The organism is Rhizobacter sp. J219, assembly GCF_024700055.1.
In the GTDB taxonomy this organism is placed as follows: domain Bacteria; phylum Pseudomonadota; class Gammaproteobacteria; order Burkholderiales; family Burkholderiaceae_C; genus Rhizobacter.
The window spans coordinates 5034036-5055867 of record NZ_JAJOND010000001.1 but is presented as its reverse complement, the minus strand read 5'-3'; the positions used below and the strand labels follow the sequence as shown (position 1 = coordinate 5055867).

22 protein-coding genes are annotated in these 21832 nt (G+C 64.9%); 4 read left to right on the top strand and 18 right to left on the bottom strand.

What is annotated here, in order from left to right; translation table 11 throughout:
* Positions 1 to 185: 185 nt before the first annotated feature.
* The 13 genes from LRS03_RS24080 to LRS03_RS24020 form a co-directional block, all read right to left on the bottom strand.
* A complete protein-coding gene (locus LRS03_RS24080) occupies positions 186 to 1595 on the bottom strand; it encodes a Do family serine endopeptidase (protein ID WP_257828756.1) in 1410 nt (469 codons plus the stop codon).
* A 63-nt stretch (positions 1596 to 1658) separates the two neighbouring features.
* Positions 1659 to 2519 (bottom strand): MucB/RseB C-terminal domain-containing protein, encoded by an 861-nt coding sequence (locus LRS03_RS24075; RefSeq protein ID WP_257828755.1) that lies wholly within the window; start codon positions 2517 to 2519, stop codon positions 1659 to 1661.
* Positions 2520 to 2554: 35 nt separating this feature from the next.
* Complete coding sequence (locus LRS03_RS24070; RefSeq protein WP_257828754.1) at positions 2555 to 3331, bottom strand: sigma-E factor negative regulatory protein; 777 nt, start codon at positions 3329 to 3331, stop codon at positions 2555 to 2557.
* A gap of 40 nt (positions 3332 to 3371) precedes the next feature.
* On the bottom strand, positions 3372 to 3980 hold the full coding sequence (gene rpoE / locus LRS03_RS24065) for an RNA polymerase sigma factor RpoE (protein ID WP_257828753.1): 609 nt from the start codon (positions 3978 to 3980) through the stop codon (positions 3372 to 3374).
* Positions 3981 to 3989: 9 nt separating this feature from the next.
* Complete coding sequence (locus LRS03_RS24060; RefSeq protein ID WP_257828752.1) at positions 3990 to 4454, bottom strand: hypothetical protein; 465 nt, start codon at positions 4452 to 4454, stop codon at positions 3990 to 3992.
* Positions 4455 to 4487: 33 nt separating this feature from the next.
* Positions 4488 to 5732 (bottom strand): beta-ketoacyl-ACP synthase II, encoded by a 1245-nt coding sequence (gene fabF / locus LRS03_RS24055; RefSeq protein WP_257828751.1) that lies wholly within the window; start codon positions 5730 to 5732, stop codon positions 4488 to 4490.
* Between the two features lie 20 nt (positions 5733 to 5752).
* Entirely contained in the window at positions 5753 to 5992 is a 240-nt protein-coding gene (gene acpP, locus LRS03_RS24050) for an acyl carrier protein (protein WP_201805636.1), read from the bottom strand.
* Positions 5993 to 6120: 128 nt separating this feature from the next.
* Positions 6121 to 6870 carry a 3-oxoacyl-ACP reductase FabG gene (gene fabG, locus LRS03_RS24045; protein ID WP_257828750.1) on the bottom strand — a complete coding sequence of 250 codons (750 nt, stop codon included), beginning with the start codon at positions 6868 to 6870 and terminating at the stop codon, positions 6121 to 6123.
* Complete coding sequence (gene fabD / locus LRS03_RS24040; RefSeq protein WP_257828749.1) at positions 6867 to 7805, bottom strand: ACP S-malonyltransferase; 939 nt, start codon at positions 7803 to 7805, stop codon at positions 6867 to 6869. The genes fabG and fabD overlap by 4 nt, the downstream gene beginning before the upstream one ends.
* 64 nt (positions 7806 to 7869) lie before the next feature.
* Entirely contained in the window at positions 7870 to 8862 is a 993-nt protein-coding gene (locus tag LRS03_RS24035; protein ID WP_257828748.1) for a beta-ketoacyl-ACP synthase III, read from the bottom strand.
* On the bottom strand, positions 8859 to 9941 hold the full coding sequence (gene plsX / locus LRS03_RS24030) for a phosphate acyltransferase PlsX (protein ID WP_257829674.1): 1083 nt from the start codon (positions 9939 to 9941) through the stop codon (positions 8859 to 8861). Before plsX ends, LRS03_RS24035 begins: the two co-directional genes overlap by 4 nt.
* A 168-nt stretch (positions 9942 to 10109) precedes the next feature.
* Complete coding sequence (gene rpmF / locus LRS03_RS24025) at positions 10110 to 10292, bottom strand: 50S ribosomal protein L32 (protein WP_257828747.1); 183 nt, start codon at positions 10290 to 10292, stop codon at positions 10110 to 10112.
* Positions 10293 to 10415: 123 nt separating this feature from the next.
* Entirely contained in the window at positions 10416 to 10961 is a 546-nt protein-coding gene (locus LRS03_RS24020; RefSeq protein WP_257828746.1) for a YceD family protein, read from the bottom strand.
* Between the two features lie 42 nt (positions 10962 to 11003).
* Between LRS03_RS24020 and LRS03_RS24015 the strand changes: the two genes are divergently transcribed.
* Both LRS03_RS24015 and LRS03_RS24010 read left to right on the top strand, forming a co-directional pair.
* A complete protein-coding gene (locus LRS03_RS24015; RefSeq protein WP_257828745.1) occupies positions 11004 to 11597 on the top strand; it encodes a Maf family nucleotide pyrophosphatase in 594 nt (197 codons plus the stop codon).
* Positions 11594 to 12358 carry an SAM-dependent methyltransferase gene (locus LRS03_RS24010; protein WP_257828743.1) on the top strand — a complete coding sequence of 255 codons (765 nt, stop codon included), beginning with the start codon at positions 11594 to 11596 and terminating at the stop codon, positions 12356 to 12358. Before LRS03_RS24015 ends, LRS03_RS24010 begins: the two co-directional genes overlap by 4 nt.
* 12 nt (positions 12359 to 12370) lie before the next feature.
* Here the strand turns inward: LRS03_RS24010 and LRS03_RS24005 are convergent, their stop codons facing one another.
* Positions 12371 to 13798: a DEAD/DEAH box helicase gene (locus LRS03_RS24005; protein ID WP_257828738.1), complete on the bottom strand. Its 1428-nt coding sequence runs from the start codon at positions 13796 to 13798 to the stop codon at positions 12371 to 12373.
* A gap of 212 nt (positions 13799 to 14010) precedes the next feature.
* On the opposite strand from LRS03_RS24005, the gene LRS03_RS24000 reads away from it, so the two are divergent.
* Both LRS03_RS24000 and LRS03_RS23995 read left to right on the top strand, forming a co-directional pair.
* On the top strand, positions 14011 to 14232 hold the full coding sequence (locus tag LRS03_RS24000; RefSeq protein WP_257828737.1) for a hypothetical protein: 222 nt from the start codon (positions 14011 to 14013) through the stop codon (positions 14230 to 14232).
* Complete coding sequence (locus LRS03_RS23995; protein ID WP_257828735.1) at positions 14229 to 16229, top strand: sulfatase family protein; 2001 nt, start codon at positions 14229 to 14231, stop codon at positions 16227 to 16229. Before LRS03_RS24000 ends, LRS03_RS23995 begins: the two co-directional genes overlap by 4 nt.
* On the opposite strand, the gene LRS03_RS23990 is transcribed toward LRS03_RS23995, so the two are convergent.
* From LRS03_RS23990 to LRS03_RS23975, 4 genes are all read right to left on the bottom strand, one after another.
* Positions 16226 to 17251 carry a CDP-glycerol glycerophosphotransferase family protein gene (locus LRS03_RS23990; RefSeq protein WP_257828734.1) on the bottom strand — a complete coding sequence of 342 codons (1026 nt, stop codon included), beginning with the start codon at positions 17249 to 17251 and terminating at the stop codon, positions 16226 to 16228. The two genes, LRS03_RS23995 and LRS03_RS23990, sit on opposite strands and share 4 nt — an antisense overlap.
* A gap of 122 nt (positions 17252 to 17373) precedes the next feature.
* Entirely contained in the window at positions 17374 to 18156 is a 783-nt protein-coding gene (locus tag LRS03_RS23985) for a phosphocholine cytidylyltransferase family protein (protein WP_257828732.1), read from the bottom strand.
* A gap of 1 nt (position 18157) precedes the next feature.
* On the bottom strand, positions 18158 to 18799 hold the full coding sequence (locus LRS03_RS23980) for a gamma-glutamyl-gamma-aminobutyrate hydrolase family protein (RefSeq protein WP_257828729.1): 642 nt from the start codon (positions 18797 to 18799) through the stop codon (positions 18158 to 18160).
* Complete coding sequence (locus tag LRS03_RS23975) at positions 18799 to 21789, bottom strand: PEP-utilizing enzyme (RefSeq protein ID WP_257828727.1); 2991 nt, start codon at positions 21787 to 21789, stop codon at positions 18799 to 18801. Before LRS03_RS23975 ends, LRS03_RS23980 begins: the two co-directional genes overlap by 1 nt.
* Positions 21790 to 21832 lie beyond the last annotated feature (43 nt).

Sequence of the window (21832 nt, the reverse complement as noted above, 5' to 3'; positions counted from 1 at the left end):
TTTGCCCCCCTGAGTCGTTGTTCCGAGCGGCGGTAAATCTCTTCCCGTCGCCTGGATTCTATGCTGAACCCGAAGTAATGCGGGGACGTAAGTGTGCGCACACAAATTTTTGTTTTCCCCTTCGAGGCGGAACAAATATTTTTCTACGGGATGCCCCTCAAGGCTGGTCGGCTATGCCGCCCCCACTACTTGACGACCGGAATCCGAAGGAACTGCGCCCACTCCCCACGCAGTACGGTGACGGGGAGAGACCGTGCCTTGTCAAACTTGGACACGACCGCCTCGAATTGCTTGAGGTCCGCCACATCGGAGGTGCCCACGGCCAAGATCACATCGCCGGGGCGCAAACCGACCGCCTCGGCCCCGGCACTCACGGCGGTCACCCGCACGCCTGAAACACCACGCGCTGCCTGCCGCTCGGCGTCCGTGAGATTCGCAACCGTCAGACCCCACGGCTTGCCGACGGCGGAGCTGCGCGACTCGCTTTCGGGTCGCTCGACCGATGCGACCTGTGGGTTCATCTCGGCCAATGCCGGCTTGAATTCCATGAGCTTCCCACGGCGGCTGATCTGCAAGGTAGCCGTCGAACCAGGCTTGAGGGCACCGAGTGTGCGACGCAGGTCCACCGCACCGTCGATCGGCTTGCCGTTCACAAAGAGCACAACGTCTCCCGGCTGGATGCCGGCCTTCTCGGCTGGCCCGCCCGGCACCACCTGGCGGACAAACGCGCCCTTGGCCTTGCCTTTGGCCAAGCCGTACTCCTCGGCCGCTTCGCGTGGCACATCTATCGGCAGGATGCCTAGGTAGCCCCGGACCACGCGACCGCTGGACTTGAGCTGGTCGGCGATACGCATCGCTTCATCGATCGGGATGGCGAACGAAATGCCGATGAAGCTGCCGACCGGACTCAGGATCTGCGAGTTGATGCCGACCGCTTCACCGCGAATATTGATCAGCGGGCCGCCGGAATTGCCCGGGTTCACGGCCACGTCGGTCTGGATGAACGGAATATCGGAGCCCGTCTCACGCTGCTTTGCGCTCACGATGCCCGCCGTCACGCTGTTTTCCAGGCCGAACGGCGACCCGATGGCCACCACCCATTCGCCCACCCGCAGGCGGTTGACATCACCGATCCGCAGCACAGGCAGGTTGTTCGCTTCGATCTTGACCAGCGCGACGTCCGTGCGCTCGTCGGCACCGATGATCTTGGCCTTGAATTCACGCTTGTCGGTGAGGGTGACGTACACCTCGTTGGCCCCCTCGACGACGTGCGCATTGGTCAGCACGAAGCCATCGCCGCTGATGATGAACCCCGAACCCTCACCGCGCGGCACCTCGTCGCTGCCCTGCAGCGCTGGCGAGCGGCGGCGAAATGGCGAACGCGGCCCTTCGGCGGCACGCTCGGTGGTGCGGATGTTGACCACCGCGGAGCCGACACGCTCGACCAAGTCGGCGAAGTCGGGCAATTCGCGGGCCTGCGCGTGCCCGAGCTGCGGCGCGAGCCCCGCGCCGAGCAACATCAACACCGACAAGGCGATCATCCGCCCGAGCTGCTGCCACGAACGCCCGTTGGCCACCGAGATGCTGGACCGCATGGAAACTCCCCGAATCAATCCTTCCCGGCACAACCACCACGGCCGTACCGTCCCGCCAAGAGATTACTTCTTGCGCTCAAAACCGTTGGCGAATTGGCGCAAAGTGCCTGTCGGCACGTCGCCCATCGCTGTGATCCACCAGTCACCGTCCCGGCGCATCATGGTCTGGGTGGCACCGATGGCCGTCGTGATGGGCTTCGAATGGCGCTCTGCGTTGTAAGGCTCGATGAAGATCGACACATAGGTCAGGCCGTCGGAGTACACCGTCTGCAGCGTCTGCTCGCCTGCCCCCGACGCGTTGCCGCGCCCCTGCACATCCAGCTGCCGCTTCACGCAGCTGACGAGCTTGAAACCGGGCACCGAGGCCTTTAGCGTCCAGCCCTCGCCTTCCGGCTTGGTCGATTCATGCTGCGGCTTGATGACCTTGTAGCCTTCGAGCTTCTTGACGGCCTGCACGACGTGCTCTGGCTGCGCACGCACACCGATCGACACCTCTGAGAAGGCCGACGACTCGAGGATCTCCCCGCGCTCGCCCAGCACCTCGGCCCGCAGCAGCAGCCCGGAGTTCTTCTCGGCCCAGAGCCGGTAGCCATAGCGCAACTTGTCGCGCGGCTTCAGCACCAGCACGTTGGCCTCATGACCTGCCACACGCTCAACCGCAACCGACTTGAGTTCGTAGAACTCCTGCACACGATCGTGGCCTGCTTGCAGCAGCCCGGGAAAGGAGCTCATCTGGTCACGCTGCTCCACCACCGCCACGCGCCGCTGCGGCCACACGGTGTGCACAAGATCGTTGTGCCGATAGACACTCCGCACCTGACCATCGAGCGAGTCGATGCGCTCGAACTGGTCACGCCCTTCGCCGTAGTGCGCGATGCGGGTGCTGGCGACCGTGCCGCCGGCACTCACAACCACGGTGCCCACGAAGTTGCGCTTGTTGGCGGCCTCTTGGATGCGCGTCAGCCACGCACGCGTCTCCCGCGCCTCAACAAAGGGGTCACCGCTGACCACGGCCGTCTGCGCCAGGGCCAGCGGACAGGAGGCAACAGCGGCACAGGCGACGACGAAAGCGGGCAGGCGAAGCAACATGGTGGCTCAGCGCGCCGGCATTTCAACCGAAGCGTTGCGAAGAAGGCCCGATGGCCCCCCGGGAGCGAGCTGCCACCGAACCGCTTGTGCGCCGCGAGGTACTCGTCCAGACGCGCATCACGCACCAGCTGACCGCTGAGCACCACGCTCGGGGCTTCGCCAGTCGCAGACGCCGCCTTGTCGCTCAAGGCGACGGCCTGCAACGCAGACGGGACCTGGGCGACGGACATATCGGCACCCGCCTCCCGCGAGGAAGGCCCACCGGCCATCTGGGTCACGACCAGCGCGCCGGCCACCACCGCGAAGCCTGCCGCGACCGCTGCAGGCGCCATCCAGGAGCGGCGGGCCCGCGTCGGCGCAACGGTTGCCGCGGCTGGGACGCTTGCGGGCGCCAACACCACCGGCTCGTCGGCCAGCCGCTGGCGCAGCGCCAGCAGGAACCGCGCGTCGCGCTGGGCGTCCGACACCAGGTCTTCGGAACGCATCACATCACCGATCAGGTGATAGGCGTGCCAACGACTGCGCATCTGTTCATCGTCGCGCCATGCACGGCACGCCGAGACGACGGCGGACGGAGTCAGCTCACCATCCATCAACGCCGACAAATCTTCCGTCGCAGGCCTTTCGGCTTCAGACCGTTGAGACATCACAACCTCCAACTCTCAAAACCATCGTCATGCCAAGGCGCTACCAGCGCTCGCCCTCCCGCGTGTCCAGCAAGGGGCGCAAACGCTGTGCGATTGCCTCGCGAGCGCGAAAAATCCGAGAGCGAACCGTGCCGATTGGGCAATTCATGACCTCAGCAATCTCTTCATAGCTGAGCCCTTCGATCTCACGCAGGGTAATGGCCTGCCGCAAGTCCTCGGACAGCGCTTCTATGGACGCGTTCACGGCAGACGCGATTTCCTTGCTCGCGAGCATCGCATCGGGTGTTTCGCCGTGGCTTAGTTCGGATTCAAGCCGGGAAGTTTCGTCCTCCTCGTCGCGAGCGGAGCGTGCGGATTCCGTCACGATCGGGTCGCGTTTGAGGTCGACCAGCGCTTTCTTGGCGGTGTTCACCGCAATGCGGTAGAGCCAGGTGTAGAACGCGCTCTCGCCCCGGAACTGTGGAATCGCCCGGTAGGCGCGGATGAAGGTTTCCTGGGCGATGTCGGGCACGAGGTCGACGTCGCGCACCATACGACCGATCAGGCGCTCGATGCGCCGCTGGTACTTCACCACCAGCATCTCGAACGCCTTCACGTCGCCTTGCTTGACGCGTTCGATCAGCGGTGCATCGGCGTCAGTGGCGGTCATCAGAAGGGTTCAGAACGGCGCCGCGGAGGGCTGGGGAACAGGCCGCGCGCAATATACCGTAGCCCGCAAGCCATGCCATGCCAGCTCGTGCCCACGACGCTGCACCGGCACCCATCGCCCGCGCCAAGCGCCCTCGGGCACAAAGCGCAACAGCAACCAGCTGCCGAGATCCAAGGCAACGGCCAGTCGGCCAGCCTGCGGCTCCTGCCCTTTGGCGTCCTCTGGCCCAAGATGCCAGAGCTGGCCATCCCAACGCAAGCTCGTGGGTGCCAGACGCGAAGAACGCGCCAGCTGGCCGACCGAAGCCGCCACCAACCCCAGAAGAGAGAGGGCAAGCCACTCGGGATGGACCTGCATCGCACCCAGCGCCCACCCGGCCGTCGCGCCCCACGCCGCCAAGGCCAAGGCCGCGCAGGCGACGCGCCACACCCCAAAGCGGTGAACGGTGATCTGGAACGGAGGAGGCGCGTGCATGAGGGGCGCCGAAGCCGGATCGCGCGGTCGTGCTCAGATGCGCTTGAACACCAAAGTGCCGTTGGTCCCGCCGAACCCGAAGTTGTTTTTCACGGCGTAGTCGATCTTCAGGTCCCGCGCCGTGTTGGCGCAGTAGTCGAGATCGCACTCCGGGTCCTGGTTGAAGATGTTGATGGTCGGCGGAGATATCTGGCGCTGCACGGCCAGCGTGGTGAATACCGACTCGATGCCTCCCGCGCCCCCGAGCAGGTGGCCGGTCATGGACTTGGTCGAGTTCACGACGAGCTTCTTGGCGTGGTCGCCGAAGGCCAGCTTGATCGCATTGGTCTCGTTCACGTCACCGAGCGGCGTGGAAGTACCGTGTGCATTGAGGTACTGGACCTGGCTGCCATCGATGCCGGCGTTGCGCAGCGCGGCACGGATCGAGCGTTTCGGGCCGTCCACGTTCGGCGCGGTCATGTGGTACGCATCGGCGCCCATGCCGAACCCAGCCAACTCGGCGTAGATCTTGGCGCCGCGCTTCTTGGCGTGCTCGTACTCTTCGAGCACCAGCACACCGGCGCCTTCGCCGAGGACGAAGCCATCACGGTCCTTGTCCCAGGGACGCGAAGCGGTCTTCGGATCGTCATTGCGCGACGACAGGGCGCGTGGCGCGGTGAAGCCGCCGATGCCCAGCGGCGAAATGGTCGACTCGGCGCCGCCGGCAATCATCACGTCGGCATCACCGTATTCGATCAGGCGAGCCGCTTGGCCGATGGAGTGCAGGCCGGTGGTGCATGCCGTCACGATCGCAAGATTCGGCCCGGCGAAGCCGAAACGGATCGACACGTGGCCCGAGATCATGTTGATGATCGACGCCGGCACGAAGAACGGGGAAATGCGACGAGGCCCACGCGAGGTGTATTCGCCGTGCGTCTCTTCGATCATCGGCAGGCCACCGATGCCCGACCCCACCAGACAGCCGATGCGCTCGGCCTGCTCTTCATTCAGCTGGTCACCGGTCGGGAGCCCGGCATCCTGGATCGCCTGCGCCGACGCGGCAATGCCGTAGTGGATGAAGGTGTCCATGTGGCGCGCTTCCTTGCCGGGGATGTAATCCTCGACCTTGAAGCCCTTCACCTCGCCGGCGAACTGGCAGCTGAAGCCCGAGGCATCGAACCTCGTGATCGTGTCGATGCCGGATTTGCCGGCCACGATATTGGCCCAGCCTTCTTCCACCGTGTTGCCGACGGGGCTGATGAGCCCGAGGCCGGTGATGACGACGCGGCGACGTGACATGGATACAGCTCCGGGAAGAATCAGGCCTTCTGGTGCTTCAGCGCGTAATCGATCGCCAGCTGGACGGTGGTGATCTTCTCGGCTTCTTCGTCGGGGATTTCGATGCCGAATTCGTCTTCCAGCGCCATCACCAGTTCCACCGTGTCAAGCGAGTCCGCGCCCAGGTCGGCCACGAAAGCCTTTTCATTGGACACATCGGCCTCAGGCACGCCGAGTTGTTCGGCAATGATCTTCTTCACACGTGCTTCGATATCGCTCATGACTCCTCCAGGAGGGTTTACGTAAACAGCCCGAGATTCTACGGCCTGTAGGGTGGGTGCTCTAAGACACTCCCAAGGCACTGCCGGCGGGCAAAAAACCGGTGGTGATCTGACGTTGGCAGCGATGCTCAGTTCATGAACATGCCGCCGTTGACATGCAATTCGGTACCGGTGATGTAGCCGGCCTGCGGCGACGCGAGAAACGCCACCGCGTGGGCGATGTCGGAGGCCTGACCCAGGCGACCGAGCGGGATCTGCGTCATCAGCGCGCTGGTTTGCTGCTCCGACAGCTTCTTGGTCATGTCGGTCTCGATGAAGCCCGGCGCGACGCAGTTGACCGTGATGCCGCGGCTGCCCAATTCCCGCGCGAGCGATCGGGTCATGCCGGCCACGCCCGCCTTGGCCGCAGCGTAGTTGGCTTGGCCGGGGTTGCCAGTCGCACCCACCACGCTCGTGATGTTGATGATGCGGCCATAGCGCTGCTTCATCATCGACTTGGTGACGGCACGGCTGGCGCGGAAGACGGCCTTGAGGTTGGTGTCGATCACCGCGTCCCAGTCCTCGTCTTTCATGCGCATCGACAGCATGTCGCGCGTGATGCCGGCGTTGTTGACCAGCACATGCAGCGCACCATGCTCCTTGACGATGGTTTCGATGGCAGCCTCGAGGGCTTGGCCGTCGTTCACGTTGAGGCTGATGCCGCGGCAACCTGCGTGGCCCGCCAGGCCTTCGGAGATGGCCTGTGCGCCGGCCTCGGTCGTGGCGGTGCCGATCACCTTCAGGCCCTGCGACGCCAACTGCAACGCAATCACGCGACCGATGCCACGCGATGCCCCGGTGACCAGTGCCACCTGCCCTGCGAATTGAAGCTCGCTCATGCCAGCGCTCCCTTCACCTCGGCCAGCGTGGCCGGGTCGTACATCGCCAAGCCGGTGGCCTCGGTGTCGATGCGTTTGACCATGCCGGCCAGCACCTTGCCCGGGCCGCATTCGACGATGTGAGAAATGCCGCGCGCGCGGATCGCCTGGATCGTCTCGACCCAGCGAACCGCACCGAAGGATTGGCGGTACAGCGCATCGCGGATCGCCACCGGGTCGGTCTGCAAGGCCACGTCGATGTTGTTGATGAGCGGAATCTGCGGTGCTGCGAGCACCGTGTCGGCCAGACGTAGCCTCAGGGCTTCACCAGCGGGCTTCATCAGACTCGAATGGAACGGGGCCGACACCGCCAGCGGCAGGGCGCGTTTGGCACCCTTGGCCTTGAGCACTTCGCAAGCCCGGTCGACGGCGGCCTTGGTACCGGCAATCACGGTCTGCTTCGGGTCATTGAAGTTCGCTGCCTCCACGGGCTGGCCGACTTCGGCCGCCGCTTCGGAACAACCTTCGATGACTTGCGCGGCGTCCAGGCCCAGGATGGCAGCCATGCCCCCCTGCCCGACCGGCACCGCCTGCTGCATCGCCTGGGCGCGGAAACGCACCAGCGGCAGGGCCTGGGCCAGGCTCAGGCTGCCGGCCGCGACAAGCGCGCTGTATTCACCGAGCGAGTGCCCGGCCACGACCGCCGGCTGGGCACCGGTTTCCGCCAGCCAGGCGCGGTAGCAGGCGATGCCCGCCGTCAGCATGTAGGGCTGGGTGTTGGTGGTGAGGTCGAGCGTCTCCTTCGGCCCGGCCTGGATGACGGCGGCCACGTCTTCACTGAGCACTTCGGAGGCCTCGGCCAGCGTGTCGCGCACGGCAGTATGGTCGCCCCAGGCATTGAGCATGCCCACGGACTGCGAACCTTGCCCTGGAAATACAAAAGCAAACGGTGTCATCGCAACGCCTCTTTGTCGGTTGTCTGCAGCCGCGCTCGGCGGCTCGCCATCGAGCCGTCGTGGCTCAGAAATCCAGCAGCACGGCGCCCCAGGTGAAGCCGCCGCCCACACCTTCGAGCATCAGCGTGTGGCCGCGCTTGATGGAGCCCGAGCGCACGCCTGCATCCATCGCCAGCGGGATCGAGGCCGCCGACGTGTTGCCATGCTCGTCAACGGTGACGATGACCTTGTCCAACGGCAGCTTCAGCTTCTTGGCCGTGCCGTGCATGATGCGGATGTTGGCTTGGTGCGGGATCAGCCAGTCGATGTCGGCGGCGTCGCGCTCGGCCTTTTGCAGCACCGAGCGGGCCACGTCTTCCAACACACCGACCGCCAGCTTGAACACCGCCTGGCCGTCCATCTTGAGGAACGGCACACCCATCACCTGACCGTTCGACACCGCACCAGGGGTGCAGAGGATGTCGACATGGCGGCCGTCCGCATGAAGTTCGGTAGCCAGAATGCCCGGCGTATCGCTCGCTTCGAGAACCACCGCGCCGGCACCGTCGCCGAAGAGCACGCAGGTCGTGCGGTCGGTGAAATCGAGCAGACGCGAGAACACCTCGGTACCGATGACCAGCGCCTTGCGTGCCGCGCCGGTGCGGATCATCGAGTCGGCAATGGTCAGCGCATAGACGAAGCCCGAGCACACGGCCTGCACGTCGAACGCGGCGCACCCGGCGATGCCGAGCTTGCGCTGCACGATGCAGGCGGTCGACGGGAACACCATGTCGGGCGTCGACGTGGCGAGGATGATGAGGTCGATCTGCGAGGCCTCGACATTCGCCGCGGCCAGCGCATTGCGCGCCGCTTCGACGGCGAGGTCGCTGCAGGCGACGTCGGCCTCGGCAAAGTGACGCGCATGGATGCCCGTGCGGGCGATGATCCAGTCGTCGGAGGTCTCGATGCCCTGGGCCGCCAGTTGGGCGGCCAGGTCGGCATTGCTCACACGCTTGGGCGGCAGATAGCTGCCAGTGCCCGTGATGCGTGAATAGCCGGCAGAAGAAGGTGAGGTCATGCAGCGAGGGCGGCGTCACCCGAATTCGCAGACTCTTCTGCAGTGAGGCCCGGGGGCATCGCCTGGAGCGTCTCTTGAATCTGGTCGTGCACCCGGTCAAGCAAACAATTGCGGGCCGCATCATAAGCCCGATTGAGGGCCCCTTCGAAGGCGAACGCGTCGGCAGATCCGTGGCTCTTGAACACAAGGCCGCGCAAGCCCAGCAGCGCCGCGCCGTTGAAGCGCCTGGGGTCGATGCGTCGCTTGAGGCTGTTGAGGACCGGCAGCGCCGCTAGCGCCGCCATCTTGGTGAAGATGTTGCGGCTGAATTCCTGCTTGATGAAGCCCACCAGCGTGGCGATCAGGCCTTCGGCCGTTTTCAGTGCCACATTGCCGACGAACCCATCGCACACGACGATGTCGGTCGTGCCTTTGAAGATGTCATTGCCTTCGACGTTGCCGTAGAAGTTGATGTGGTGGCCTTCGGCCGCGGCGCGCAGCAATTCACCCGCCTTCTTGATGGTCTCGCTGCCTTTGATGACTTCTTCGCCGATGTTGAGCAGGCCCACGGTCGGGTTGTCCTTGCCTTCCACGGCCGACACGAGCGCGCTGCCCATCACCGCGAACTGCAGCAGGTGCTCCGGGGAGCAGTCCACATTCGCCCCCAGATCCAGGACGGTGGTGAAACCATCGCGCTCGTTGGGCATCACGGTCGCGATCGCGGGGCGATCGATACCTTCCATCGTCTTGAGCAGATAGCGCGCGACCGCCATCAACGCACCGGTATTGCCGGCCGAGACACACACATGCGCCTTGGCGGGCTGGCCGTCGGGCCCGGCTTTGAGCTGGTTCAGCGCCACGCGCAAGGAAGAGTCTTTCTTCTTGCGAAGCGCGACCTCGATCGGGTCGTCCATCTCGACCACTTCACTGGCCGCCACGACGGTGCAGCGCTCCCACTTCGCCGCTTCTGCGAGGGCATCGGCCTTGCCGACGAGGATGAGCTGCGCCTTGGGATGCGCGTTCAGGAAAGCCCGGCACGCCGGCAAAGTGACCGACGGGCCGTGGTCGCCACCCATGCAATCGACGGAGAGACGAACCATGTCATTGACAGGATGCGCCACAGAGGGATTCATGGAAACGTCACACAGAAAAGCAAACACCCGACACTGCAGCGTCGCGCAGGCCGGGTGGGGATGTGGCTTCAAGCATCAGCGGTGAACGCGATTCGTCGCGAACAGGCGCCAGATGGCGCCGAAAGCCGCTGCGGATCAGGCGTCTGCCTTGCTCTTGAGCACTTTGCGCCCACGGTAGAAACCGTTGGGGCTGATGTGGTGACGCAAGTGCGTCTCGCCGGTGGTCGGCTCGATCGCGGTGCCCGGGTTCGTGAGGGCGTTGTGCGAGCGGTGCATGCCGCGCTTGGAAGGCGACTTCTTGTTTTGCTGAACAGCCATGGAATTGCTCCTTAGATCTCCTGCAGCTCATGCTCTGGGCGAGCACAGGAGCCAGGGGTTGGTGCCGTCGGTGGACACCCGAACGGAAAGCCCGCAATTCTAGCATGGGGCCGCCGCGAATGGCTAATTGGGCAAACCGCCCCGCTTCAGCGAGGCGAGAACTGCGAAGGGATTGGGCTTTTCCTCGACCTCCGCCGATTCCTCGGCCGCCACCTGCAAGGGCTCGGGGCAAATCTCATGGCGTGGCACCAGCGGCAACTCGAGCAGAAGCTCGTCTTCCACCAAGCCCTTCAGGTCCAGGGCCCGCGTGAGCGCGAGCACGTCGTCCTCGCTATCGGCATCCAGTTCGGCGGCGGCATTTTCGCCCTGGACGAAGAGGAACGAGCGCGCTGCATTCACCTCGACCGGCACCGGCTGCAGGCAGCGCTGGCACTCGAGCATCACCCGGGTGTCGGCCTTCAGGTGCAGCCAGACCTGCGGTTGGCCGCCCCGCATAGGGCGGTGCTCGCCCTGCACCTGCCATGAGACTTCGCCCGTCGCCGCGCCGGCAACGGCCGATGCGGCCAAGCGCTCCAGGTCGGCCACGGGCCACACCCCGTCGAGCGTCTCGCCCGCTTTGGCCAGAGCCTCGACGTCGAGCTTCGAAGGATCAAAATCGCGCGCTTTCATGGCAGCAGTTTATGCGGCCGCCTGCCCCGACAATTCGTCCCCATGACCGAACGCCCTCCCCTCATCCTGGGTTCGACCTCCCGCTACCGGCGCGAAATGCTGCAACGTCTGCGCCTGCCATTCGACGTGCAGTCTCCGCAGGTGGACGAAACACCGCACACCGGCGAGACGCCCCCGGCACTGGCCCTGCGCCTGGCGCTGGCCAAGGCCCGCGAGGTGGCGACGCGCTTCCCGCAGGCGGCCGTGATCGGCTCAGATCAGGTGGCCGACCTCGCCGGGCGCCCCATCGGCAAGCCGGGCGACCATCAGCGTGCCACCGAGCAGCTGAGAGCCATGCGCGGTCGGGCCGTCGTGTTCCAGACGGCGGTGGCCGTGGTCTGCCTGGCAAGACACTACGAAGCCAGCGCCCTTGTGCCGGTCACGGTGCGCTTTCGCGACCTCAGCGATGCAGAAATCGAGCACTACCTGCAGGCTGAGCAACCCTACGACTGCGCGGGCAGCGCGAAGTCGGAAGCCCTCGGCATCGCCTTGCTGAGCGCCATCGAATCGGACGACCCCACGGCCCTCGTCGGCCTGCCGCTCATCAAGACCTGCGAACTGCTGCGGGGAGCCGGCATCGATCCGCTGGTCCCATGAACAACGCACCAGGCCAGCTGATCCTCGTCCCCAACACACTGGACCTGGGCAGCGGCGTCGACACCGATCTGCGCCAGGTGCTTCCCGACGGCGTGCTGGAGACCGCCGCGCGACTGGCCCATTGGGTGGCCGAGAACGCCAAGACGACACGTGCCTTCTTGAAGCGGGTCGACGCCCTGACGCCACTGGCGCAACCCCTGCAGGCCCTCTCCATCGTCGAACTGCCACGCCCCCCGAAAGGCGCCAACCCCTCGCCCCCCGCCGACTGGCGCCCCCTGCTGGCCCCCGCACTGCAAGGGCACGACATCGGACTCATCTCGGAAGCCGGCCTCCCGGCCGTGGCCGACCCCGGCGCCGGGCTGGTGCAGGCAGCGCATGCCCTCAAGATTCCCGTGCGCGCCCTGAGCGGCCCCAGCTCGCTGATGCTGGCCCTGGCGGCCAGCGGTCTGAATGGGCAGAGCTTCGCCTTCGTCGGCTACCTGCCGGTGGACGCCGGCGAGCGCGCCGCACGTGTTCGCGAGCTGGAATCCGTCTCTCGGCGAGCCGGACAAACCCAGCTCGTCATCGAAACCCCGTACCGGAACGACACCCTGCTCGCCGCGCTGGTGTCACAGCTTCGAGGCGACACGCTGCTGTCGGTCAGCTGCGGCCTGACCTTGGCTTCGGGGTGGACCCGCACCGACACGGTCACCCAGTGGAAGTCTGCGCCCGCCCGCATGCGGGCCGACGTGCCGGCCGTGTTTTCGTTCCTGGCGCGCTGACCGCGGTCGACTTCAGTTGTCGGATGTGGCTGGCGGCTTGGCACCGAACAGCGCCGCGACCTTCTTCTTAGGCTTGATGTTGGGAGACAGCCCACGAGCCGCCGACGCCGGGGCCGGCTTGCTGCGCTCCCACGCCGGCGCCTCCTCGGAGGACGAGGGGCTCGGCTCGTAGGGTTTGTCGAAGAAGGGATCGCGCGACGCAGGCCTGGGTGCGGCATAGCTTCGCGCCGGGCGCGGTGCCACTTCGTCCGACGGCACGTCGCGTCCGCGGCGGCGATCGTCGCGGTCGCGCGGTGGCCGGCCGTCGTCCAGCTCCAGCGGCTCGAGATCGATCTTCTTCTTGATGAGCTTCTCAATGTCGGCGACGAGGCGGGTGTCTTCGCGAGTCACCAGCGTCATCGCCAGGCCCGAGGCCCCTGCGCGGCCGGTGCGACCAATGCGGTGCACGTAGTCCTCGGCGTTGAACGGCACGTCGAAGTTGAACACCGCCGGCAGGTCGGCGATGTCGAGGCCACGGGCGGCCACGTCGGTGCAGACGAGCACGTCGACCTCGCCGCGCTTGAAAGCATCCAGCGCCTTCAGGCGCTCGTCCTGCGACTTGTCACCATGCAGCGCGTTGGTGCGCAGGCCATCACGCTCCAGCGAGCGCGCCAGCCGCGCACAGCCAAGCTTGGAGTTGACGAAGACGATCGCCTGCGTGATCTCACGGTCCTTCAGGAGCTTGCGCACCGCAGCGCGCTTGTCGTCGGTGGCCACGCTGAAGAAGCGCTGCTCCACCGTGGACGCCGTGGCATTCGGGCGCGCCACCTCGACGAGGATCGGGTCCTGCAGATAGCTTTCGGCCAGCCGCTTGATCTCGGGCGAGAAGGTTGCGGAGAACAGCAGGGTTTGTCGCTGCTTGGGCAGATAACTCAGGATACGCTGCAGGTCGGGCAGGAAGCCGATGTCGAGCATGCGGTCGGCCTCGTCAAGCACCACGTACTCGACCTGATTCAGCACACAGTTCTTGGCCTCAATGTGGTCGAGCAGGCGCCCCGGTGTGGCGATCAGCACCTCGACGCCCGTCTTGAGTTCGAGCGTCTGCGGCTTCATGTCGATACCACCGAAGACCACCATCGCCCGGAGCTTGGTGTACTTGGAATAGGTCTTGATGTTCTTGGCGACCTGATCGGCCAGCTCGCGCGTCGGCGCCAACACCAGGGCCCGCACCGGGTGGCGGGCCGGCGAGGCGCTGCTGTTTTCGTGCTTGAGCATCTTCTGCAGCAGCGGCAGCGAGAACGCAGCGGTCTTGCCGGTGCCGGTCTGTGCGGCGCCCATCACGTCACGACCGGCGAGCACGATCGGGATCGCCTTGGCCTGAATGGGCGTCATCGTCGTGTAGCCCGATTCCGCGATCGCACGTTCCAGCACGGGAGACAACCCAAGCGAACTGAACTTCATGGCGGCCTCCGGCGATTCAGGAGGCGCGTCGTCCCCTGCCAGGGGGACATTGGAAAAGTTGGTTGCAACAGAGGTCATTCTAAGATTATCCCTTGTGGGGCCGGATCGTCCGCACACGGGCTATTTGAGGACCTCGGCGAGCGATAATCCTTCCCTTGCTCCACATGAGCCCAGAGCGCTTGATCGCTTCCCGAATCGAACACGGAACTTCCATGAAACGACGACTGATCATGTGGGTCACGGCCTTGCTCGTCATCGCGCTGCAACCGATGCCCGCGATGGCCTACATCGACCCCAACGCCAGCGGTGCGCTCTTTCAGCTCCTAGCCCCTTTCTTCGCAGCTCTGCTTGCGGGCTGGGTGGTAATGCGCAAGGCGGTTTCGCAATTCCTTCGAAACGCTTGGAGGCGACTGACAAGCAAGGTCCGGCAGTGACCTCGGCCGTTCGCGGCAGACCCCACCTGCCGCTGGTGCCGCCGGGCCCGATGCCCCTCCCTTCGGCCTGGAATCTCTTCTGCTTCACCTTCGTCGGCCTGAGCCTCGTATGGCTTCCACTATCAGTGCTCGAAAAGATCGACGCGCTGCTGGCCTTCCTCACCTGGCGTGAGGTCCTCCACGATGTGGGACTGGCCGTCCTGCTGCTCAGCGCTTGCGCGGCGATCCTCTCAGCTCTGGCCTGGGGCGTAGGCACATTTGCCCGCCTTTTGAAGTGCAGCGAAAGAACAATCCGCCAGATCCGTTGGGCGTTCGTCTACCTGCCTATCGCCCTGCTGTGTGCAGCGCAGTTCTTGTATGCGGCCAAGTTGTGGATCGAGAGCGTGACGCCTCTCAAGCTGACGCTCGCGACGCCCTATAAGCGCGGAATGTTGCTAGCGCTGGCGGTCCTAGTGGTGTTGTCCCTGTGCCGATTCGGCACGCTCCGCGTCGCCCGCAGCACGGTGGAATCGGCCCTGGCCATGCAGTTCCTGGCGATAGCGACCCTGGCAGCGGCCACAGCGTTCATGACGTGGCACCCTCCAACCATCGGCCAAGCGCCCCCACTCGCACGAGGACCAGCGCCGACCGAGCCACTTCCCGACATCTTCCTCATCACCGTCGACTCGCTCGCCGCAGAGGACGCCAACCTGTGCAAGCCGGTCCCCTCCACCATGCCGCACCTGCAGCGCTTGGCAGCGCGGTCGTCTTGCTTCACCAATTTCCGTGCGGTGTCGACCATCACCCAGCCGACTACCACCACGATCGAAACCGCAACGCTCCCCTGGACCCATTGGGTCATCCAGGGCGGGCGCGTGCCGCCCCACCTGGCCGAGCAAACCTTGGGCACCTCGCTGCGCAAAGTCGGCTACAGCACACACACGATCAGCGCCGCAGCAGGCGCCAGCCCGCTCAACCGCGGCACACACGCGGGCTACGACAGCAGCAGCCTCGTCCCCTCCAAAGCCTGGTACACGAAGCTCAACCACGTGTTGCATGTCTTCCCGGACGCTCGCTCGCTCCCGTACCTGGTTTCCATCTTCACCAAGGTCGCCGAAGAGATCGACATCCACCGGCTCTCGGATGAGAACCCTTTCCCTCCAGAGCTAGCAGTTGCCCAGGCTCAAGCCATCGTCGAGGGATCTTCGTCCCAACACCCGCTCTTCGTGTGGGTACACCTCTGGCCACCACACGCCCCATACCTCCCACCACCAAGTACCAAGTACAAGCTGCTCCAGCGCGGCGAACTGGAAACCTGGGGCGAACAGATGGCGCAAGTCGACCGCTACCCACCCTCGGCACAGCCTATGGTCGACAAACACCGCCTGCGCTATCGCGAATCTATACTGGCAGTAGACGAAGTCCTGGGCAAGTTCCTCGATGGGCTGCAGAGGACCGGCCGGCTTGACAAAGCGCTGGTCATCGTCACTGCCGATCACGGTGAGTCGTTCGAGCGAGGCCTGTTCGGGCACTCCAGCGAGTCGCTGCACGAAGCCGCCATCAGGATCCCGCTGTTGATCAAGCTGCCGGGACAGCAGGCTCAGCGCACGATTGAGGCGCACTCAGGGCAGGCCGACCTGACGCCCACGGTGCTCGATCTCACGGGGCAGGCCCCGCTGCCCCAGGCAGAAGGTCGCTCGCTGCTGCCGCTCCTCATGGGAGAGGCGTCTGCAGCCTTGCCGATCTTCTCGATGTCGGTGCAGCGCGAAAGTAGGTTCCGACCGATGGCCCAGGGCCACTACACGGTGCTCGAAGGTCGCTACAAGCTTGTCTACCACCACGCGAAGAACCAAAGTGGATTCTACGACCTCGAGGCGGACCCGAAGGAATTGCGTGACCTCACGTCGGATCGACCTGAAATCTCGTCACGCCTGCTAGCGCTCGTGAAGAGTCGCATCCGACTGGCAGAAGCCGAGCGGCAGCGCCACTTCGGTGGCCCCGGCCCAGCGCTGCCTTAGCCCAGCCGGGCGTTGAGGAGCTGGATCAAGCTGTCGGCTCCTACATCGGCACTGTGGCCCACGTTGTAGATCCAGCGATCGCGAAAGGCTCGGATCGCGTCTCGATGATCCGATTGCCTGGCATGGAGGGTGGCGAGGTGCTTCGGCAAGTCCGCCAGTTCTGACTCCGCCAGCACATGGCCCAGGTGTTCGCGCGCGAACACTTCGATCGGCTCGATGCCCAGCGTAGCGTAGGTCGGGTTATTGACTTTGCGTGGCAGGTCTACGAACAGAACTGGCCGCTCGCAACCCAAGGCGAATTCGAAAGCCGCGCCAGACCAGTCGCTCACCATCAGATCGGCATCAAGCAGCGAGCTGTGACTGTCCGCTGCAGTGTCAATCCGCACATTGGCAGCCCGGTCACACCACTGCCTCACGCAGGCGATGACGTGCGGAGCGAGTCGCAGGGTTTGCGGGTGGGGGCGCACAATGACCTCCCAATCGGTGTCCGCCAGACTGCGCATCAGTGCATCGGCATGGCGCTCGAGCAGGCCGTGCGCCCCCCACGACGGAGCTACGAGGACGATCGGGCGCGGGCGCAGCGAACGCTGTGCACGTGCCGATTCAGCCAGGATGGCGTCGAGCCGACCGTAGCCGTGGCGCAACAAGGCTTTGCCGGGGCGCCCCTGCTTCGCCTCCAGCGCACGGATCTCGGCTTCGTGATGCGGGCCAGCGCACAGGATCACATCGAAATGGTCGAAGGCACCGGGTCGATACACCATGTGGCTGCTGACCGCAGAGTGATGCAGGTAGGCATAACACCTCGTGCGGGGGGAACGTTTGATGTGGAAGGAGTCGAGGTCAGGCATGGTCATCAGCAGCAAGTCAGCCTGAAGCGAACTGAAGAAGAGCGTGCGCACGTGCCCATCGCCAATGACAAGCGAGGCTAATTGCGGGTGCCGGAGACCAACGCCCGGGTCAGCCTCGGTCGAGGAAACGTAGGTCAGGTACAGGCCCTGCCTGTCCAGCAGGGCCTGTACCACGGGCCCGAGATGAGGCCAAGAAGCAGGCCCTTCGCTGTAAACAACCAATCGGCGCTGCGCCGATGGCAGTCCTTGGAAATGTAGGTATTGCGACAGGTGCCGCCAGGCTCGTCCCCAGCTCATCAGGTGGTACCGTCGTAGACCGATGCCAACAGCCCCTGCTGCAAGGCCCTCTCGTAGCGCTGCAAGTCCTGGGTGCTGTCGAGTTCCAGCCACCCATTGGTCACCTTCGCGGCCAGAACCGGGACCGCCGCGTCGATGTGCGCCTGCAAGTAGGAGGTCATGTACATTTTTTCCTTCGGCCGACCATCCTGGACCGAACCCGCCACCATGCCGTCGTAGATTGAAAAGAAGCGTGACGCGAAGCCACGGCCCACCTTGACGAGACCGATGTATTGGCCCTGGATGTCATCCAGGCTTCGAGGCTTGCGGCCCAACTCGACGATGCGGCCCTGCGCATCGAGCTTCATCGTTTCGGCATCGGACAGCGGATCGTCCATGCGCAGCCGCCATAGACGCTCCCACCCCAGATCGACCACGACCGCGATCGGTGCATCGCGGTCGAGAAGGGTCTGCAGCACCCGTGGCTCGTACACGATGTCGCCATACGCGATGACAACGTCTTCCGCCCCATCGAACACCGCCGCTGCGCAACGAAGGCTCGCCACCATGTTGGTCGACGCGTAGGCGGGGTTATCGAAGAGGCGCAGGCCGCGGCCCCAGAAGGCGACGCGCGCGTGCCCCGTGACCACGCTGACATCGGTAATGCCTGCGCGACCGAGCACGTCAAGTTGCCGGTCCAGCAGCGTGGCACCTGCGAAGGGCACCAGTGCCTTCGGGAGTTGCTCGGTCAGGGGCCGCAGGCGCGTGCCCTCCCCGGCGGCTAGGATGACGGCACGTGTCATGTCAAGGGGTCTCGAAAAGTGACCGCAGCCAATCCTGCGCAGGCGGAGGGGCTGGTTCGCGCTCGGGGTGCCACATCACGGCGCTCCAGGGCAGGTGGTCATGCTCGGCAGCTTCGACGTAGCCGGCGGCGTCCTGCATCAGCGGGTGAAGTCCGGGCGCCAAGCCACTCGCTGGGATGCCAAACCCGTGGAAGCTGTTGACTGTCATACCGTCGGCCAAGCCGGCGAATCGCCGGGCGGGCCAGCCGGTGCCATGCAATTCATGTCGCTGAGCGATGTGCCCAATCACTGGAACGATGTGGCCGCCCAGGTACATGTTCATGGCTTGCATCCCACGACACACACCGAGCACCGGCCACCCCACTTCGCGCGCAAGGTCGAGAAGTTCGAACTCGGTCCGGTCTCGTTCAGTAGCGGCCGGCGCGGTCGACGACATGCCGCTCAAGTCGTTGCCCCCTGTGAGCAGCAAGGCGTCGATGCCTAGCGCCCGAGCCCAGGCTGCAGGCGCCTGCAGGCTGTTGGGTACCGGGACGGGCACCCACCCGAGAGATTCGATTCGACGTGCCCATCGATGGTCCAACGCATCGCGACGCTCGTCGTAGCGTTCGATGACGTCCACTCGTTGGGAGATGGCGATGCGCATCAGTGCAGTTCTGTGATCGTGCGCAAGCGGCTGTCTAGCCGAAGGCGGCGGCACGCTGCCAATCGATGGTAGCGTTTCTCTCCAACACCCAGGGCCGCAGGCAAACCGAATTCCGCGGCCCGCACCGCCATGTGCGAGTTCGCCCCGCCATAGGCGGTCACCAAGCCGGCGATGCCCTTGCCGAACAACCAGTCGTGGCCAGGGTCCGCCCGTAGGATCAGCACCACCTTTCCGGCGAGTCCCGTCGGCGCGGCGGCAACTTCGTCGAGACAGACAACCTCTGCGGTCACCGCGTTGCCGACGAAGCTTGCCGAGGCCTCCGGGTAGAAGAAACGAAGGAAGTCCTGCGCGTCCACCAGCACGGGCGGCAGCTCGATGCCCAGCGCCAGCGCGTGTACAAGCGCGCCTTCTTCAGCGCGCATGCGCAGGCTGCCAGCGATGTCGGCGCCAATACGACCCGACTGGACCGCCTGAAGATCCTCCAGCGACAGGTGCGAGAGTTCTTCCCGCGACACATTCATCTCTTGGCCGAAAGCCACCAGTTGATCGAGCGCTCGGCTCAGGCCACGTGTGAAGACAAACTTGGCACGCTCCCTCCCAGCAATTGCCGCACGCATGAAAAAATCGGCCTGCTCGAAATTCACGTTCAGTCCCAGCTGGGTCAAACCCGCCTCGAAACGCTTCTGTGTCTCCATGGGCCAGGGCGTGCCGTGGCTCTGCCGATGGGCCAGTGGTCGCTTGGCCACATCCCGCGCCAGATAGTGTTCTGGCGCCTCGGCGTAGCTCGGGGTGGTGATCTCGTACGTCCCCGGGCGCAGGTGGCCATGTCGGACGAGGAAGTCCTCAAGACTCATCGTGCCCAACTGCAACTGCTCCACATCTTCCTGGCAGTCGGTCGCCACAGTGCGAATCGATTGCAGGTAGACAGCCTGCTCGTCTTCGTCGATTACACCCGTGGCGACCGCCGATTTCAGCAGCGCAGTGGCAACGAACCCTGCGCGCGCCAAATGCGCGAACGCCAGCGTGCCGAAGCGGCAGCAATCGTCGACCAGGGCCAAGGCCTGCCGCAACGGCGCAAGCCCCGGCGCTTGCAGCAGCATCGCCAGTCGGGCCGAAAATTCGTCCACGGCTCGGGCGTCTCTGTGAACACGATCGAAAGCATGACGCGTCAGGCGCAGCAAGGCGGCGCGCAGATGCGCCACTTCGGCCGGACTAAACCCTTCGGCAATCAGACGTTCGCCACGCTGATTGAAATCAAAACTCAGACTGGTGAATGCAACTTCGAACTCGACCTTGTCGTGCAGGTCCGGCTCTGCGACGAGCCGATCGATCGCGTGATCCACGAGACGTGCCGCCAGCGCATTGTCGACATCGGCAGGGATGAAGCTGTTGAGAGACGCGCGCACATCGATATAGGGATGCCCGGCAAACACCTGCATCAGTGGCTGGGGTTCGACCGCGCGATAGCCGTACTCGCGCCGCTGCCGGGCCCACACGCTATTGGTAATCAGTGCCGCGTAGAGCGAGCATGCCAGCCTTCGTGGCCTCGTGCCGATAATCTCGGCAGGGTTCCAGTCGGTCATCACGCTGTAGACCGTCCGCCGGCCGAGCACGAAAGGTGCTGGAGCCTGCAAACGCTGGAACTCCCTCTGCGCTACTTGCAATGAGCGCTCCACGAGTTCGTCACTGCCGCGCCAATGGCCATGGCTGATGGCGATTGGGCGAGCCTGGAGCACGTGCACCTCGCCGGTCGAGGCAACGATGAACTCGATATCCAGCGAGTCGTGACCGACCAGATCCTCGATCTCGCGAACCGCCTCCAGCAGGCGAGGCATCGCCGCCGGGGCACCTGGCGGCAGACCAGCCGCGTTGCGATGCATGACCAGAGTTTTCAGCCCGACGCCCGCGCCGGATGTCACGGTGTCGGATGCGCCCGATGTCTCGTCATAGTTGAAAACCCGATACGGGGCGCCGTGGCTCAGGGTGCGTGTCATCACCACCCCACTGAAGGCGATGTCATCCACCATCCGCTGGACGAGAACCTGATGGTGCAGGCTGGTATCAGCATAGGACGCGACCACGCTGCCGATGGCGGCTGCCACCACGCGGGCATCGGCAGCATCGACATCGAGAACGCTGTCGAAACGGCCAGCGTGCGAAGACTGAAACCCATCTTCACCCAGTGCACTGCTGCGCACGATCAGCCTCGCAGTGCCAAATGCCCCACGTACGCGCGACATCCAGATCGAAGGATCGGCCCGCCATTCGCCCACGGTGAAGGTGACCTGCTCTCCGATGCGACTGCAGCGAACCATTGGACGCAGGCGCTGCAGCGTCTGCGCCTTTGTGCCGAGAACGAAATGCGCCACATCCTGAGGCGCGTTCAGCTCCGCCCAGTCGCCCTGGCAATCAACTGCCGTCACCTGCAAGCCTTCGGCGACGAATGCGTTCAGAAGCTGTGGGAAATCCCAGCGTGCGATCTCTGGTCGCGCCGCCCATAACCGCAGCAACGCCACCGCACGTTCACCCAACCGCGCCAGTCCGACGAACTCCGCATCAGGAGCGGGTGGCCGGGCCGATGCTGCCCTCCCGTGGGCGCTGAGCAAGCTTCCCTCCGCGCCCAAAAGCACCACTTCAGCCATTGACAGATCTGCCATGGAGCGGCTGTCATAGCGTTCCCGCCAATGAGAGTCCACTGCGATCACCACATCCGCGGCGCGGCCACACACCTTCCGGACCAGGTCGACGCGGTAGAGGACGTCGGCGTAGCTCACCAGGCACGAGAGCCCGAGCTGCCCCTCGGCCTTGAGCAAGGACCCGACCACGCCGGTCGCGGCCCAATCGGGGTTGATGACCGCATGCAGATCGGGATAGAGAGCCACGATCTCGGGCAAGCGATAGCCGCCAACGAAAACCACTTGCCCGCATGCCTCACCCAGGGCGTTGATCTGCCAGTCGAGGACCCGGCCGTTGCCCGCGATACCGAACAAGGCCGCCGGCTGCTGTCCTCGTGCCGGCCGGCCCGCACCAAGA

Excerpts from the sequence above, each read along its gene's own strand:
- LRS03_RS24080 (WP_257828756.1), bottom strand. The coding sequence starts at position 1,595 with ATGCGGTCCAGCATCTCGGTGGCCAACGGGCGTTCGTGGCAGCAGCTC.
- LRS03_RS23980 (WP_257828729.1), bottom strand. The coding sequence starts at position 18,799 with ATGCGCATCGCCATCTCCCAACGAGTGGACGTCATCGAACGCTACGAC.
- fabD (WP_257828749.1), bottom strand. The coding sequence starts at position 7,805 with ATGACACCGTTTGCTTTTGTATTTCCAGGGCAAGGTTCGCAGTCCGTG.
- LRS03_RS24035 (WP_257828748.1), bottom strand. The coding sequence starts at position 8,862 with ATGACCTCACCTTCTTCTGCCGGCTATTCACGCATCACGGGCACTGGC.
- LRS03_RS24010 (WP_257828743.1), top strand. The coding sequence starts at position 11,594 with ATGAACAACGCACCAGGCCAGCTGATCCTCGTCCCCAACACACTGGAC.
- LRS03_RS24015 (WP_257828745.1), top strand. The coding sequence starts at position 11,004 with ATGACCGAACGCCCTCCCCTCATCCTGGGTTCGACCTCCCGCTACCGG.
- rpmF (WP_257828747.1), bottom strand. The coding sequence starts at position 10,292 with ATGGCTGTTCAGCAAAACAAGAAGTCGCCTTCCAAGCGCGGCATGCAC.
- LRS03_RS24070 (WP_257828754.1), bottom strand. The coding sequence starts at position 3,331 with ATGTCTCAACGGTCTGAAGCCGAAAGGCCTGCGACGGAAGATTTGTCG.
- LRS03_RS24000 (WP_257828737.1), top strand. The coding sequence starts at position 14,011 with ATGAAACGACGACTGATCATGTGGGTCACGGCCTTGCTCGTCATCGCG.
- LRS03_RS24005 (WP_257828738.1), bottom strand. The coding sequence starts at position 13,798 with ATGAAGTTCAGTTCGCTTGGGTTGTCTCCCGTGCTGGAACGTGCGATC.
- LRS03_RS24060 (WP_257828752.1), bottom strand. The coding sequence starts at position 4,454 with ATGCACGCGCCTCCTCCGTTCCAGATCACCGTTCACCGCTTTGGGGTG.
- fabF (WP_257828751.1), bottom strand. The coding sequence starts at position 5,732 with ATGTCACGTCGCCGCGTCGTCATCACCGGCCTCGGGCTCATCAGCCCC.
- plsX (WP_257829674.1), bottom strand. The coding sequence starts at position 9,941 with ATGGTTCGTCTCTCCGTCGATTGCATGGGTGGCGACCACGGCCCGTCG.
- LRS03_RS24020 (WP_257828746.1), bottom strand. The coding sequence starts at position 10,961 with ATGAAAGCGCGCGATTTTGATCCTTCGAAGCTCGACGTCGAGGCTCTG.
- rpoE (WP_257828753.1), bottom strand. The coding sequence starts at position 3,980 with ATGACCGCCACTGACGCCGATGCACCGCTGATCGAACGCGTCAAGCAA.
- LRS03_RS23985 (WP_257828732.1), bottom strand. The coding sequence starts at position 18,156 with ATGACACGTGCCGTCATCCTAGCCGCCGGGGAGGGCACGCGCCTGCGG.
- fabG (WP_257828750.1), bottom strand. The coding sequence starts at position 6,870 with ATGAGCGAGCTTCAATTCGCAGGGCAGGTGGCACTGGTCACCGGGGCA.
- acpP (WP_201805636.1), bottom strand. The coding sequence starts at position 5,992 with ATGAGCGATATCGAAGCACGTGTGAAGAAGATCATTGCCGAACAACTC.